The following is a 15772-nucleotide window of genomic DNA, read 5'->3' as shown; positions in this document are numbered from 1 at the left end:
AGCGCGAGGGCGTCGCGCTGACTCATGGCAGATTCTGCATGTCGTGCATCATCGCCGGCATCATGTTGTGGTTGAGGTGGTACATCACCCAGATCGAACCGCTCAAGGTGATCAGCACGAGCACCGCCGTGAAGATCAGCGCCAGCATATTCCAGCCACCTTCGGACTTGGTGTTCATATGCAGGAAATAGATCATGTGCACCACGATCTGCACGGCAGCGAAGCCGAGCACCACCAGCGCGGTCGTGCTCGAGTTCTTGAAGCCACCGCTCATCACCAGCCAGAACGGGATGGCGGTCAGGATCACCGCCAGCACGAAGCCGATGGCATAGCCCTTGAGCGAGACGTGGCCGATGCCGTCGTCATGCTCGTGCTCGTGACCATCACCGTGGATGGCGTCGATATCGGTGTGCGCGCTCATGGCAGCACTCCCATCAAATAGACAAAACTAAACACGCCGATCCACACCACGTCCAGGAAATGCCAGAACATAGACAAGCACCACAAGCGGCGCTTGTTCTCAGCGATCAGCCCCTTCTTCGACACCTGGACCATCAAGGTGATCAACCAGATGATGCCGCAGCTGACGTGCAAGCCGTGCGTACCCACCAGGGTAAAGAACGAGGACAGGAACGCGCTGCGCTGCGGACCCGCGCCGTCGGCGATCAGGTGCGTGAACTCATACAGCTCGATGCCGATGAAGCCGGCGCCGAGCAGGCCGGTCATGGCCAGCCAGATCAGCGTCGCGCGCTGGCGATTACGATGCATTTCCAGCATCGCGAAACCGTAGGTGATCGACGACAGCAACAGCAGCGAGGTATTCAGCGCGACCAGCGGCAGTTCGAATAATTCGGCACCGGTCGGCCCGCCCGCATAGCTTCGACCCAGCACACCATACACGGCGAACATACAGGCGAAGATGAGGCAGTCGCTCATCAGGTACAGCCAGAAGCCGAGCAGCGTGCCGTTCTGCGGATGGTGCTCGGTCTCCAGATGGAACTGGAGCGACTCGTGCGCGACAGCGGACATGGAAAGCGACGATGAATTAGACATGGCTGGCCAACAGTTCCGTACGCGCTGCCTCGACACGGGCCACTTCCTCGGCCGGGATGTAGTAGTCGCGCTTGTAGTTGAAGGTGTGACCGATCGCCACCGCCAGCAGCGCCGCGAACGACAGCCCGGCCAGCAGCCACATCTGCCAGATCAAGGTGAAACCGAGCACGGTGCTGATGCCGGCGAGAATGATGCCCGCACCAGTGTTCTTCGGCATATGGATGGCCAGGAACCCATTCGTAGGCCGGCGATAGTCGTGCTGCTTCATCTGCCACCAGGCATCGGCGTCGTGCACACGCGGAGTGAACGCGAAGTTGTAGTCCGGCGGCGGCGACGAGGTGGACCACTCCAGCGTGCGGCCATTCCACGGATCGCCCGAGTGATCGCGCAGCGATTCGCGCCGACGGAAACTCACCACGAATTGGATCAGCATGCACGCAATACCCAACGCGATCAGCACGGCGCCGAAAGCGGCGATCTGGAACCAGATCTGCAGCGACGGATCCTCGAAATGGCTCAGGCGGCGGGTCACGCCCATCAGGCCCAGCACGTACAACGGCATGAAGGCGAAGTAGAAGCCCACCACCCACAGCCAGAACGAGCATTTGCCCCAGAACGGATCAAGCTTGAAGCCAAAGGCCTTGGGAAACCAGAAGTTAATCGCGGCGAAAGCGCCGAACAGCACGCCGCCGATGATCACGTTATGGAAATGCGCGATCAGGAACAGGCTGTTGTGCAGCGAGAAATCCGCCGGCGGCACCGCCAGCAGCACGCCGGTCATGCCACCGATGGCGAAGGTCACCATGAAGGCCACCGTCCACATCATCGGCAGCTCAAACGTGATGCGGCCGCGATACATGGTGAACAGCCAGTTGAAAATCTTCGCTCCGGTGGGGATCGAGATGATCATCGTGGTGATGCCGAAGAACGAATTGACGCTGGCACCCGAGCCCATGGTGAAGAAGTGATGCAGCCACACCAGGTAGGCCAGCACGGTGATCACGATCGAGGCGTAGACCATCGAGGTGTAGCCGAACAGGCGCTTGCGACTGAAGGTGGAGACCACTTCCGAGAACACGCCGAACATCGGCAGGATCAGGATGTAGACCTCCGGATGGCCCCAGATCCAGATCAGGTTCACGTACATCATGGCGTTGCCGCCAAGTTCGTTGGTGAACATGTGAGTGCCGACGTATCGGTCGAGCGACAGCAGCGCCAGCACGGCGGTCAGCACCGGGAAGGCCGCGACAATCAGCACGTTGGTGCACAACGCGGTCCAGGTGAACACCGGCATCTGCATCAGCTTCATGCCCGGCGCGCGCATCTTGATGATGGTCACCAGCAGGTTGATGCCCGATAGCAGCGTACCTACGCCCGCTATCTGCAACGCCCATATGTAGTAGTCCACGCCCACATCGGGACTTGCCGCGATGCCCGACAACGGCGGATAAGCCAGCCAGCCGGTGCGCGCGAACTCGCCCACGAACAGCGACATCATCACCAGCACGGCGCCGCTGGTGGTCATCCAGAAGCTGAAGTTATTGAGGAACGGAAACGCCACGTCACGCGCGCCGATCTGCAGCGGCACGATGTAGTTCATCAGGCCCGTCACGATCGGCATCGCCACGAAGAAGATCATGATCACGCCATGCGCGGTGAAGATCTGGTCGTAGTGGTGCGGTGGCAAATACCCCGTTGCATCACCGAAGGCGACGGCCTGTTGCAGGCGCATCATGATGGCGTCGGCAAAGCCGCGCAGCAGCATCACCAGGCCGAGCACCATGTACATGATGCCGATCTTCTTGTGATCGATGCTGGTGAACCACTCGCGCCAGAGATAACCCCACAGGCGGAAATACGTGATGGCGCCGAGCGTCACGATACCGCCCAGCGCCACCGCGATGAAGGTATACAGCAGGATCGGCTCGTGGAACGGAATCGCGTCCCAGGTGAGGCGGCCGAAGATCAGTTTGGCTAGGTCGGGATGATCAGACATCTTGGTTACCGGGGCGGTAGACGTGGCGCGAAGCATTCATCGCGCAGTTCACGGCGAGTGACTCATGGGCATGTCGCCCCTGCCGTCATCGGGCTTGGAGTCGTCGGACTTGGAGCCATGCGCGCCGTGGCCGCGCGCGTCCTTGGCCATGGTTTCGTTCATGCACTCGCGGCCGGGCTCGACACACAGGTTGACGATGGCCTCGTAAAGACCCGGCGCCACGCTGGCGTAACGCCGTACCGCATCGTTCTGGCTAGGCTTTTCGAGCTGCTGGTAGCTTTCGCGAGTCAACGCGTCGCCCTCCTTCGCCCGATCGACCCACTGCGCAAACTCACCGTCGCTCATGCCGAGAAACTTGAAATGCATGCCGGAGAAGCCCGCGCCGCTGTAATTGGCCGAGAAGCCTTCGAACACGCCCGGCTTGTTGATCACGGCATGCAGCTTGGTTTCCATGCCCGGCATGGCGTAGATCTGACCGGCGAGCGCGGGCACGAAGAACGAGTTCATCACGGTTGACGCCGTGATCTTGAACTGGATCGGCCGATCCACCGGCGCCGCCAGCTCGTTCACCGTGGCGATGCCCTGCTCGGGATAGATGAACAGCCATTTCCAGTCCAGCGCGACCACTTCCACCGTCAGCGGCTTGACGTCCGCTTGTGTCGCACGCCCTTCCGAGACGCGATCGAGCGGACGGAATGGATCGAGCTTGTGCGTACTGACCCAGGTGATGGCGCCGAGCGCGATGATGATCAGCAACGGGGCTGACCAGATCAGCAGCTCCAGCATGGTGGAGTGATTCCACTCCGGATCGTAGGCGGCCTTCTTGTTCGACGCGCGGTAGCGCCAGGCGAAGAACAGCGTCAGCGCGATCACCGGCACGATGATGAGCAACATCAACACCAGCGATGTGACAATCAGATTGCGCTGCTGAAGCGCGACATCACCGGAAGGCGACATGAGAACGGTCTGACAGCCCGTCAGCAGCAGAACGGCGGGCAACAACAGTCCGCGGAGAGCCTTGATGGACATGACCGGCGGGGAAACCTGGGGAGGGGTACGAAAAAAATACCCGCAACGGCACGAAGCAGGAATGGGACATTTTGTCTCATGGCAGCGGAAACCCGTCAGTGCGATGCTTTCAACGTCCACATTTACTACCCCAGTCGAGCCACCACGATGTCGAGCACGTTTGAGCACCATCACGAGCCTTCAGCAAGCGCCCTGGCGCAAGGCTCGGAACGTCTCCATGCCGACCATGCCAAGGTCGCGCCGGGCGAGATCGCCATCGGCGTCGTGATCGGCCGGGCCTCGGAATATTTCGACTTCTTCGTGTTCGGCATCGCCTCGGTGCTGGTGTTCCCGACGGTGTTCTTCCCGTTCAAGGATCGCCTTGATGGGATGCTGCTGTCGTTCGTGATCTTTGCGTTGGCCTTCGTCGCCCGCCCACTGGGCACCGCGATCTTCATGGCCATGCAGCGACGCTGGAGCCGTGGCACCAAGCTCACCGCGGCGCTGTTCCTGCTCGGCACCGCCACCGCTGGCATGGCCTTCCTACCGGGTTACGACGTGCTCGGCGGCCGCGCCATCGCCCTGCTGGCGTTCTTCCGCATGCTTCAGGGCATTGCCCTAGGCGGCTCCTGGGACGGCCTGCCGTCGCTGCTGGCGTTGAATACACCGGCGCAGCGCCGCGGCTGGTACGCCATGCTGGGCCAGCTAGGCGCACCGATCGGTTTCATGATCGCCAGCGCACTGTTCCTGTTCCTGTACACCGAACTTTCCATCGACGATTTCCTGAGCTGGGGTTGGCGCTATCCGTTCTTCGTCGCATTTGCGATCAACGTAGTCGCCCTGTTCGCGCGCCTGCGCCTGGTGGTCACCGAGGAATACACGCAGTTGATGGAAGAGCGCGAGCTCGAGCCGATCGGCATGATCGAGATGCTGCGCACCCAGGACCACAACATTTTCCTCGGCGCCTTCGCGGCACTGGCCAGCTACGCGCTATTCCACCTCGTCACGGTGTTTCCACTGTCCTGGATCGCCCTGGGCACGACGCAATCTGTAGGTGACGTGCTGACCGTGCAGATCATCGGTGCCTGCGTCGGCATCCTCGGCACCATCGCCTCCGGCTTCATCGCCGACCGCATCGGCCGCCGCACCACGCTCGGCCTGCTCGCCTGCCTGATCGGCATCTTCAGCTTCTTCGCGCCTTGGTTGCTGGGCGGCGGACGGGCAGCGCAGGACGCGTTCATCCTGGTGGGCTTCGCCTTGCTGGGTGTGTCCTACGGCCAGGCGGCCGGCACTGTCACGTCCAACTTCCCCATCCGCTTCCGCTACACCGGCGCGGCGCTAACTTCCGACGTCGCCTGGCTCATCGGCGCCGCCTTCGCCCCGCTGGTGGCGCTGGGGTTGTCGTCCAAGTTCGGCTTGGCTGCCGTAAGCGTTTATCTGCTTTCCGGTGCGGCTTGTACGTTGATGGCCTTGCGGGTCAACCGGGCGCTGGCAGCGCGCGACTGAGGGTGAGTCGAAGAGAGGGTAGCTAGAGCGAGGCTTGCCGGTGCCGGGACACCTTCCCAGCACCACCAAAGCGCTCAATACTCCGGCAACACGTCTGCCGGGGTGCCGTCCATGACCGATCTGCTCGAAGCTCGCACGCTCGCCTCGCAGCCGCTGGATCACGCGCTCGCCCTGCCCGCGCGCTACTACACCGATTCGCGCATGCTTGCACTCGACGCGCAGGCGGTGTTCCGTCGCAGCTGGCAGCTGGTCTGCCATCAATCGCAACTCAGCGGCGTGGGCGATCATGTCGTTACTGCCATCGCCAGTCTGCCACTGTTGGTCGTGCGCAGCGATGAAGCGACCATCCGTGCTTTCCACAATGTGTGCCGCCATCGCGCCGGCCCCATCGCACGTTGCGACGGACGCGGCGCCAAGGCGTTGCGCTGCCATTACCACGGTTGGACTTACGGGCTGGATGGTGTGCTGCGCGGTGCGCCGGAGATGGGTCGCACAGAAGACTTCGAACCTTCAGACATCCGTCTTCCCGAAGTCCGTGTGCAGGTGTGGCAGGGGTTGGTATTTGTCGCTACCGGCGAGGCGGCTTCGTTCGACGAGATGGTCGCCGGTATCGATGCTCGGCTTGGCGCGGAGCGTTCGCTGGCCGGCTTCGAGTTCCATCATCGCTCCAGCTACGACGTGGCCTGCAACTGGAAGGTGTACGTGGACAACTATCTGGAGGGCTACCACGTTCCGCACATCCATCCTGGGTTGAACAGCCTGCTCGACTATCGCAGCTACATCACCGAGACCGCCGAGTGGTACTCGTTCCAGTACAGCCCGCTGGAAAGCGCCGCCGATCTCTACGGCAGCGGCGAAGCGCTGTATTACTTCCTGTATCCCAACACCATGCTCAACATCCTGCCTGGACGCCTGCAGACCAACCGCGTGCTGCCGCTGGGTGTGGACCGCTGTCGTGTGGAGTTTGATTTCTACTACATCCCCGATGCTGGCCCGGATAGCAGCCCCGAGAGCCAGGCACGCCGCGCCAGGGACATCGCATTCAGCGACGAAGTGCAGGTGGAAGACGTGACCATCTGCGAGGACGTGCAGCGCGGCCTCGCCTCCGGTTCGTATGAAGCCGGACGGCTTAATCCGCTGCGCGAAAATGCCGTGCATCACTTTCACGAACTGCTGCGCCGCGCGTATCGCGAAACGCAGGATCACGGTCGAAGCGAACTCGCATGAAGCTCAGGGCCTGCCCTCGATAGCCCCGCACGGACAACGTGGAGGGCTTGGTCTTCCCGCTTGCACGGCGTTCATCGAGACGCCACAGTGCGCCGGCCGGCCGACCTTCTGGCTCAACCTTCTCGATGACTGCTTGGGAGTAACCGCAATGAGACGTCTCCTGCAGTACGCCGTTGGCTTGCTTGCATTTGTCGCCCTACCCGCCATGGCGGCCGACGGCTTTGTCACTGGCAACGTGAATCTGCGTGCCGGTCCGGATGCGGCATACCCCATCATCACCGTCGTCCCCCTTGGCACCAACGTGTCCATCCAGGGCTGCACCGAAGGTTGGGGATGGTGCGATGTAGTCACCATGGGCACGCGCGGCTGGGTGGCTGCCGATTACATCCAGTACGTCTATCAGGATCAGCGTGTGGTGGTGCAGGACAACGGCGCGCGCATCGGTATCCCGATCGTCTCGTTCGTGATCGGCACTTATTGGGGTAGTTACTACCGCGACCGCCCGTTCTATCGCCAGCGCGATTACTGGTTCCATCGCCCGATCGTGATCCGGCCACCTCACCGGCCGATCCACCGTCCCCCAGTGCGGCCGCGTCCGCCAGGCTGGAGTGGTGGGCATCGTCCGGGACCGGGCAATGGATGGAGTGGCGGAACGCGCCCGAAGCCGCAACCGGGCAACGGATCGGGTGGCGGTACACGTCCTCCAAGACCGGGTAATGGATCGGGCGGCGGAACGCGCCCGAAGCCGCAGACTCGCCCTGCCCCCACACCCACCCAAAGCAGCGGCAACTGATGGGTCCTCCATTCGCCAGCTTCCCCACCAACGCCACGGCCTGCCGTGGCGTTGGTCGTTGAGTACCCACGCACTCCCGGTCAGTTTGTGCCTCGAAGCGTCCTGCCGTCCGCGGCGCTCATCCGTCTCGGATTATTAGGTGGCGCCTAATTAATTGATTTTCAAATAGAAAATTAAATGAATAGCCTGGCGTGGCTTTTGCAAAAGCATGTGCGGCAAGGCCTAACTTTTTCGATGAACGCATTACGCCTACGTACCACCAGGGTCGCAGATCGATACCGCCACGAACGATACCCTCACTCCGGCATCCACCTCCGGCAAGTCTGAGGTCGCTCGTCCCTGACATTGCCCTGCTGCCAAGCCACGGGAAAACCCCATGAGCATCCAAGCGCAGGATTGGCCGAAGTACACCCCAGCATTGCCGGCGATCGTCCCATTGCCGACGACGCCCGACGAAGCCGAAACGCGTCGGCGCTATTACTTGTCGGTGCATTACAAGTTCGCACTGACCCTGATCCTTGCCCTGGCCTGGGCGGTGTTTTCCTACAGCTTGGCGCGGGGCTGGATCCTTACGCTTTCCGCGGTGGAAGGCAGCGCATTGGCCGATCTGATGATCTTCGGCATCGCTATCCTGCCGGGCTTCATGAATGCGTTTCTGGTGGTGGGGCTGCTGTTCGATCGGCGGCCGCCGCGTCGGCGCTTCGCATTAGGCGACTTGCCCGGCGTCACGTTGCTGGTGGCCGCCTACAACGAGGAGGATTCCATCCTCACCACGCTGGCCAGCATCAACAACCAGAGCTATCCCGCGCCGGTCGAAGTGATCGTGATCAACGACGGCTCCACCGACGGCACTATGGAGCGTTTGCGCAGCGTGTCCTATCCGTGGCTGCAGGTGATCGACCTCAAATGCAACGGCGGCAAGGCCAATGCGCTGAACGTCGGCCTTCGTCACGCCACGCATCCACTCACTATCACGCTGGATGCCGACTCCTATCTCTATCGCCAGGCGCTGCGCCGCCTGGTGGAGCGCTTCCTCAGCGATCCGCCGGGCACCGCCGCCGTCGCGGGTGCCGTGCTGGTACGCAATTCGCGGCAGAACCTGATCACACGCATGCAGGAATGGGATTATTTCCACGGCATCGCCGCAGTGAAACGGTTGCAGAGTTTGTTTCAGGGCACGCTGGTGGCGCAGGGCGCGTTCTCGCTGTATCGCACCGATACGCTGCGCAGCGTCGGCGGCTGGCCGGAGTGCGTGGGCGAGGACATCGTGCTGACCTGGGCGATCCTGCGGCGCGGCCATCGTGTGGGCTACTGCGAGGATGCCATCGCCTTCACCAACGCACCGGCCACGTTCCACCAGTTCATCCGCCAGCGGCAACGCTGGTCACGCGGGCTGATCGAAGCGTTCAAGGCGCATGGCGAGCTGCTGTTCCATCGCCGCATGAGCACGCTGTTCATCTGGTGGAACCTGCTGTTCCCCTATATGGACATGATCTACACCCTGGTCTTCATCCCCGGCCTGCTGCTGGCGTGCTTCGGTATCTACTGGCTCGCCGGCCCGATGACGCTGCTGGTGCTGCCGCTGGCGTTCCTGGTGAACTTCCTGATGTACGCGATCCAGTCACGCATGTTCCGCGCGCAGGGCCTCAAAGTCCGTTACAACCCGCTGGGGCTGGTGATCTACACCCTGTTCTACGGCATCGTGCTGCAACCCGGTTGTGTGATGGGCTACTTCGCCGAGTTGCTCAAGCTGCGCAAGAGCTGGGGCACGAAATGAGCGCGCAGCGGCCGTTACAGCCCCCTCAAAGGTTCAACGCGGGCTACGCGGAAACTTTGGGCGGGCTCTTACTCTCGCTGCTGCTGGTTCCGGCAGCGCATGCGCGAGCCAGTGACCCGACGATTGATTCGACGATTGATTCGACGATTGATTCGACGATTGATTCGACGATTGATTCGACGATTGATTCGACGATTGATTCAGCGATTGATTCAGCGATTGATTCAGCGATTGATTCAGCGATCGATTCAGCGATCGATTCGGCGAGTGACCCAGCAAGCAACATTCGCGAGGGTCGCGCCGCGCTCGCCGACAACCTCCCCGCTCAAGCACGCGAACGGTTCGCCGCGGCACTGGCTCAACCCGACATCTCTCGCGAAGACCGCTACGCCGCGGCCATGGGCCTTGGCCAATCCGCACTCTGGCTGGGTGATTATCCCACTGCGACAACCGCCTTCCGGACAGCGCGCGAAGCAGCCGGCGACGCCACCGCGCAACAGGCCGCGGATACCGGTCTCGCGCAGGCGCTCAACGCACAGGACTATCCGCGTGCGGCTTATGCGTTGGTCGCACCGTATGCCCAGGGTCAAACCAAGCCGACCGTCGAGCTGCTTCGCGCCGTGCAGTCCCTAGGCTGGCAGGATCGCAGCACGCCCTATCTCGATGCCGCGTTGCCGCCACTGCCGCAGGGTTACCTGGGGACGCAATACCGGCTGCTGAAGGACGACATGCAGTTCGCCCTGGCGCCACAGCTCGAAGGCAACTTTGGCTACAGCCACGACAGCGACGGCCTGGATACCTGGCACGTTGGCGCGGCCTATCGCTTCGCGCCTTTCTCGCGCGGCGATTGGACGCAACGCTGGGGTGTCGCCGCGAGCACCACGCGCGTCGAAGACCGCAAGCAGTCACGTCGCCTCGACGATCTGTCCTTGCTTGGACAGCTGCGCATCGGCGACAACCACAGCATCGACCTGAACCTCGGCCCGGGTCGCAGCGGCCGCTGGCACTATCTGCAAGGCATGGCGCGCTGGACCTTGCAGCCTAGCGACAGCTTCGGTCTATCGGCAGGCGCCGAACGCGCGCCGGTGCCCACCGATACCGCCGTCGCCAACCACCTGATCTACAACCTGTACAGCGTGGGCGCGAACTTCCGACCCGCAGCTCGCTGGTACGTGCTGCCCACTTACTACCGGCAGAACTTCAACGACGGCAATCACCGCGATGGCGGTTCGCTGCGCGTATTACTTAGCCCCTATGACGTGGCGGACACCCGCGCAGCCATCGGCGGCGAGTTCTCCGCACGCATCTTCCACAGCGACCGTCCCAGCCACGGGGTGTACTTCAATCCCGCCCACTATCGTACGGCCCAGTTCGGACTGGTCGGCGTGTACAGCCTGAGTCCGGAGTGGAAGCTGCGTGCGGTGGCCTCAGCAGGCCGCCAGGTGGTCAATGGCGCCGGCGCCGGCGTCTACACCGTCGGTCTCTCCCTCGAGGGCCGCCTGCCCGGCAACGGGCGTCTTGAATTGCAACTAGGACGCAGCTCTGCCGCCTCTGCCAGCAACGGCGGTTCGGGGTACTGGAACAACAGCATGAATCTGGTGGTGCGTTACCCGCTCTGAGACGGCCACCACCCCGAACCTAGCCGCGCGTAACGATCGGCCGCACGCTCAAACGGATTGCGCACACTCACGCCACCGCACAATGCGTACACCGGTAGAAACAACGGCCCCAGCACCATGTACTGATAGACATGCGCACGCTCATGGTCGGCCAGTGAAACCGGCAGCTCAACACACTGGCCAGTGCGATGCGCATAGGTCAAACACGGCGTATCCAGCTCGCCGCCCGTATACAAAATCACATTGCCCAGCGTCACCGCCCCACCCGCACCACGCCACGGCACCCGCCGAAATGCCAGAGCCAAATCGCGACGACGCCATTGCGGGCGCGCGCCGAACAACATGCATGCCAGGCCCGCAATCAAACCCAGCAAAGTATTGGGAAGGGTCCAGCAGATGCCGGCAACCTGCAGCGCGCGCATCGACACGGAAACCTGATCCGCCTTGTCGTATTGATGAGTCATACCGTGCTCGTTGCTCTGCGCATGTATTGATCCCGACGCCACGCCGAGCGCTAGCGCGCGGGCAACGCCCGCCGCTCCGCTCTTGATGTTGCTCCTGATCTTAAGGGGTCCCCTGTGCAGCGGTGAGGGCTGGACGATCAGGCCCCGAAGGGGGCGCAGGCAGGGATGCCTGCGCCTTTTCGACACGACAGGGACGTCGTGTCGAAAAGCCCGGCCAGACCTCACGGACCCGCAGGCGAAGCCGGAGGGCGCGTAACCGGGGTGGCCTCTCTTTTGGTTACTTTTCTCTGGCCAAACAGAGAAAAGTGACTCGGACCGCGGCAGCGGTTCGAAAGCCCGCGGCAGGCGAGCCAGGTTGCAATAACGCGATAGTCGAAGCGCTCAGGCACTGGATTCCGGCCTTCGCCGGAATGACGACAGTGAGAGGTTATCGCGAGCACCCACCCCTCACCCCAACCCTCTCCCCGGCGGGGAGAGGGAGTCAACGCGGCGCTCACGAGCTGCACGACAACATCGAACACCCCGCCTTCTGCTTCGCCCAATCCGGCCGCTTCCCCGCATAACGCTCACGCCCCGGCTGCTCCTCATAAGGACGCCGCATCACATCAAGCAACTCATCGATACCGGCATAGTCACCCTGCTCCGCGCGATCGATCGCCTCCTGCGCCAGATAATTGCGCAGCACGTAACAAGGATTGGCCGCGTGCATGCGCGCACGCCGCTCATCGGCAGAAAACGAGTCCTCCACCAACCGCGCGGTGTAGCGCGCCAACCAGGCCTGAAAACCCTGCTCCGTGCTCCACATCTTCGCCTCGTCATAGAACGCATGCCGGAAGGGGTCCAACGATGGCGCGTAGGCGTCCACATCGGACAGAGCACGGAAGAACAACGTCATGTCCACCTCGCCTTCGTGCAACAGCTGATGCAAGGACTGCATCAACTCGACATCACCGTCGCGGCATTCGGCCAGACCCAGTTTGGCAGCCGTGGTGAGGCGGTCGGCAGCGGCGAACGTGGCGGCGTAGCGATCCAGCCCGGCTTGCAATGACTCCACGCCAGTGAACAGCGGCGCCAGCGCGCCGGCCAGGCGGCTCAGGTTCCACCAGGCCACGTTCGGTTGCTGGCCGAAACGGTAGCGGCGACGTCCGGCGTCGGTGGTGTTGGGCGTCCAGTCGGGATCGAAATCGTCGATCCAGCCGTACGGGCCATAGTCGATGGTGAGGCCGAGGATGGACATGTTGTCGGTATTCATTACGCCGTGCACAAAGCCCACCCGCATCCAGTGCGCCACCATCGCTGCGGTGCGCTCACACACTTGACCGAACCACTCGGCGTAGAGCGCTTCACCCTCACCCTGCAGTTCGGGGAAATCGCGGCGGATGGTGAAATCGACCAGCTGGCGCAGCAGTGCCACGTCGCCACGTGAACTCGGCAACTCGAAGTTGCCGAAGCGGATGAAGGAAGGCGCCACGCGGCACACGATGGCACCCAACTCGGCCTGCGGATGGCCGTCATAGAACATGTCGCGCACTACCGTATCGCCGGTCAGCACGATGCTCAGTGCGCGCGTGGTCGGCACACCGAGGTGATGCATGGCCTCGCTGCACAGAAATTCGCGAATGGACGAACGCAACACGGCGCGGCCGTCCGCGCCGCGCGAATACGGTGTGGGCCCCGCGCCCTTGAGTTGCAGCTCCAGACGTTCGCCGGCGTCGTTGACGAGTTCGCCCAGCGAAATCGCCCGCCCGTCGCCCAGCTGCCCTGCCCATACGCCGAACTGGTGCCCACCGTAATTGGCCGCCCAGGCTTGCATGCCCGGCAACAGTGCGTTGCCTCCAAACACCTCGACGAATTCTGGCCGGGCGATATCCGCTGCGCTCAAGCCGAGCTGTTCGACCATCTCCGCCGAATAGGCGACCACCTTCGGTGCGGCGACGGGCGTGGGTTCGACCAGCGAGTACAACGCCCCGTCCACTTGTCGCGTGCCGATGCCATGCATGGGATCGCCAGGCAGCTCACGAACAAAGGCATTGTCGAAATGGAGCTTGTGCATGACGTACTGAAATCCGGTGAGGCCTGTCGGCAGACTTACTTCATATCCGGGCGAAAAGAGCCTTACGCAAGCCTTGCGACCACCTGGCGAATATGACAGCGCCGCCCTGAAAAAAAAGGCAAGACGGACCCTCATGACTGTCGTCACATTTCACACACAAAGCTGAAATTTGTTTACTATGAATTTACGGTTGCACAGGGGCAGCCGGGAGCACTGACCATGCATATGTCTCTTGCTCGTTCCGCCCTGGGGCGCGGAATGCAGCGGGTCGCAGGGATGCTTGCCGCGAAAGCGGGCCTGGACGCAAAACCCGCAAAGAATACCCACGAAGGGTTCAAACTGGTTTCCTGGAGTGCTGGAGCGCGCTCTCGCCGCGAGGATGAACTCGCGCGAAGTCGCGAGCGGCAAACCTTGTCCATCGCTGCGGAGACCTGAGCGCTTACGCGCTACGGAAGATCCGCTCCACCTCGTTCGGCAGGAGTGCCCGCCATTCACCGGCGGGTAGCGTATCCAGCGTCAGCCCGCCCACCGAGATTCGGTGCAGGGCTTCGACATGGTTGCCGACCGCGGCGAACATGCGGCGTACCTGGTGGTAACGACCTTCCGTGATGGTCAGACGCGCAAGCCTCGGCTCGACTACCTCGAGCTGCGCCGGGGCAAGCGGCTCCTTTTCCGACTCCAGCATCATGCTGCCGCTGGCGAACAGCACGGCCTCGTCGCCGCGCAGGTCGTGCGCCAGCACCGCTTCGTACACCTTGGTCACCTGAGCACGCGGTGAAATGATCCGATGCAGCAGCGCGCCGTCGTCGGTGAACAACAGCAGGCCCGAAGTATCACGGTCGAGCCGCCCCACCGTGGACAGCGACGGGTCGCGCATGCGATAGCGCGGCGGCAGCAGGTCGTAGACCACACGGCCCTGATCCTTGCGTGAGCAGGTGGCACCCAGTGGCTTGTTCATCATCAACACCAGGCCGGTCGGTGGATCGAGCGGCTCGTCGTCGACGCGGATGTGCTCGTGCGGCACCTTGTCGTCGGCATACAGCACCTCGCCATCCGGATCGGTAATGCGTCCTTCGCGGAACATCAGCGCGACGTCCTTGCGGCTGCCATAACCGAGATTGGCAATCAGCTTGACCAGTTTCATCCGCGAACACCCTGAGCTTCGATCACTTTGAATCCTTCTTGCGTCACTACCGTGCGCACATGGTTGAATCGCGACGCCAGCGTCGCTTCGTAAGGCAGATGTCGGTTGGCCACCATCCACAGCCGGCCGTGCGGCAACAGCGCATCGGCAGCGGTCTGGATGAAGGCTCGCCCCAGCGCGGGCAGGTCTTCGCGTCCCTGGTGGAACGGCGGGTTGCTGACGATGGCGTCGTAGCGTTGCGGCAGGCCGACGGTGGCGTCGTGCCAGTGCACCGACACCGCCACCTCGCGCCCGCTCTCGCGCTGTGCATCGGCCAGATTGATGCGCGCCGGCTCCAGCGCGCGTGCTTCCGCCTCATAGAGATCGATAGCCGCCACCTTGGGGCAGCGCGCCAGTACTTGCGCGGAAAGGTAGCCGTAACCGGCGCCGAGATCGGCCACGCGCCCCTGCAAATCGGTCGGCAGATGTCCGGCCAACAGCGCGGAAGCCACATCCACCCGATCCCACGCGAACAGGCCGGGGCGACTGACGTAACCGGCGGGATTGGTGCGCGGCGCATCCAGCGCGAGCCATTCGTCCAGCAGCGCGGTATCGACACGATCGCCCAGCGGCGCGCTCCAGAACACCCGGCATTTGTGCTTGGAAAGATGGGCGAGCGGGCCGGCGAGCCGCGCCAGGTCGGCCTCGCCGGATTTGGCGCCTTCGGCATTGGGAATGCAGGCCAGCACGATCCCGCCTGGCCAGGCATGGTGGACAGCGCGCGCAAACAAGGCTCGCGCCTCATCGCGCTGCCGCGGCGGCAATACCAGCACCAGGGCGAAACGGTCCTTCAGCGATGGCTCGGCCACCTGCAAACCGCTCCGCATCAAGCCATCGGCAAAGGGCTTGAAGCTCTGCTCGCACACCCAGCCCGCACGCGCCATTTCGCGCAGGCGAAAACCGTCGCGCGCATGCAGAAACAGCACGCGGCCATCCGCCGACAGCGTCAGCGCGCCGGTCGCGAAGGGAACGAACAAAGCCTCCAACGCCGTATCGGCGGAGGACAACGCGGCAGCACTCACTTGCCGACCTTCTCGCAGGGGAAGGTAGCCATTTTACGCGGCCCGCCCGCCGCATGTTCGAAAGAGTTGCG

The 15772-nt window shown here is 62.8% G+C and carries 13 protein-coding genes; 5 read left to right on the top strand and 8 right to left on the bottom strand.

The features are described 5' to 3' along the window. Positions 1 to 22: 22 nt before the first annotated feature. From cyoD to cyoA, 4 genes are all read right to left on the bottom strand, one after another. Positions 23 to 421 (bottom strand): cytochrome o ubiquinol oxidase subunit IV, encoded by a 399-nt coding sequence (gene cyoD / locus OUZ45_RS18465; protein WP_266171737.1) that lies wholly within the window; start codon positions 419 to 421, stop codon positions 23 to 25. Further along, a complete protein-coding gene (gene cyoC / locus OUZ45_RS18460) occupies positions 418 to 1053 on the bottom strand; it encodes a cytochrome o ubiquinol oxidase subunit III (protein WP_266171735.1) in 636 nt (211 codons plus the stop codon). Before cyoC ends, cyoD begins: the two co-directional genes overlap by 4 nt. Continuing rightward, a complete protein-coding gene (gene cyoB, locus OUZ45_RS18455; RefSeq protein ID WP_266171771.1) occupies positions 1046 to 3019 on the bottom strand; it encodes a cytochrome o ubiquinol oxidase subunit I in 1974 nt (657 codons plus the stop codon). Before cyoB ends, cyoC begins: the two co-directional genes overlap by 8 nt. A 78-nt stretch (positions 3020 to 3097) precedes the next feature. Continuing rightward, positions 3098 to 4078 (bottom strand): ubiquinol oxidase subunit II, encoded by a 981-nt coding sequence (cyoA, locus tag OUZ45_RS18450; RefSeq protein ID WP_266171733.1) that lies wholly within the window; start codon positions 4076 to 4078, stop codon positions 3098 to 3100. A 147-nt stretch (positions 4079 to 4225) separates the two neighbouring features. Between cyoA and OUZ45_RS18445 the strand changes: the two genes are divergently transcribed. The 5 genes from OUZ45_RS18445 (at position 4226) to OUZ45_RS18425 (ending at position 10979) form a co-directional block, all read left to right on the top strand. Next, on the top strand, positions 4226 to 5563 hold the full coding sequence (locus tag OUZ45_RS18445; RefSeq protein WP_266171731.1) for an MFS transporter: 1338 nt from the start codon (positions 4226 to 4228) through the stop codon (positions 5561 to 5563). 111 nt (positions 5564 to 5674) lie between these two features. Continuing rightward, the gene (locus tag OUZ45_RS18440; protein ID WP_266171729.1) at positions 5675 to 6790 is read left to right on the top strand and encodes an aromatic ring-hydroxylating oxygenase subunit alpha; all 1116 of its coding nucleotides are present in this window, start codon (positions 5675 to 5677) and stop codon (positions 6788 to 6790) included. Between the two features lie 148 nt (positions 6791 to 6938). Continuing rightward, positions 6939 to 7583: an SH3 domain-containing protein gene (locus OUZ45_RS18435; protein WP_266171727.1), complete on the top strand. Its 645-nt coding sequence runs from the start codon at positions 6939 to 6941 to the stop codon at positions 7581 to 7583. 376 nt (positions 7584 to 7959) lie between these two features. Further along, positions 7960 to 9360 (top strand): glycosyltransferase family 2 protein, encoded by a 1401-nt coding sequence (locus OUZ45_RS18430; protein WP_266171724.1) that lies wholly within the window; start codon positions 7960 to 7962, stop codon positions 9358 to 9360. Between the two features lie 56 nt (positions 9361 to 9416). Beyond that, positions 9417 to 10979 carry a hypothetical protein gene (locus tag OUZ45_RS18425; protein ID WP_266171722.1) on the top strand — a complete coding sequence of 521 codons (1563 nt, stop codon included), beginning with the start codon at positions 9417 to 9419 and terminating at the stop codon, positions 10977 to 10979. Here OUZ45_RS18425 and OUZ45_RS18420 read toward each other — a convergent pair. The 4 genes from OUZ45_RS18420 to OUZ45_RS18405 form a co-directional block, all read right to left on the bottom strand. Then, complete coding sequence (locus tag OUZ45_RS18420) at positions 10967 to 11443, bottom strand: hypothetical protein (RefSeq protein WP_266171721.1); 477 nt, start codon at positions 11441 to 11443, stop codon at positions 10967 to 10969. The genes OUZ45_RS18425 and OUZ45_RS18420 overlap by 13 nt on opposite strands. 493 nt (positions 11444 to 11936) lie before the next feature. Then, on the bottom strand, positions 11937 to 13496 hold the full coding sequence (locus OUZ45_RS18415) for a protein adenylyltransferase SelO (protein ID WP_266171718.1): 1560 nt from the start codon (positions 13494 to 13496) through the stop codon (positions 11937 to 11939). Between the two features lie 439 nt (positions 13497 to 13935). Continuing rightward, positions 13936 to 14640: a pseudouridine synthase gene (locus tag OUZ45_RS18410; RefSeq protein WP_266171716.1), complete on the bottom strand. Its 705-nt coding sequence runs from the start codon at positions 14638 to 14640 to the stop codon at positions 13936 to 13938. Beyond that, a complete protein-coding gene (locus OUZ45_RS18405) occupies positions 14637 to 15701 on the bottom strand; it encodes a class I SAM-dependent methyltransferase (protein WP_266171714.1) in 1065 nt (354 codons plus the stop codon). The genes OUZ45_RS18410 and OUZ45_RS18405 overlap by 4 nt, the downstream gene beginning before the upstream one ends. Between the last annotated feature and the right edge of the window lie 71 nt (positions 15702 to 15772).

Origin of the sequence: Dyella subtropica (genome assembly GCF_026283965.1) — a bacterium.
GTDB lineage: Bacteria > Pseudomonadota > Gammaproteobacteria > Xanthomonadales > Rhodanobacteraceae > Dyella_D > Dyella_D subtropica.
The sequence above is the reverse complement of the archived record's forward strand: the minus strand, read 5'-3'. Positions and strand labels throughout refer to the sequence as shown.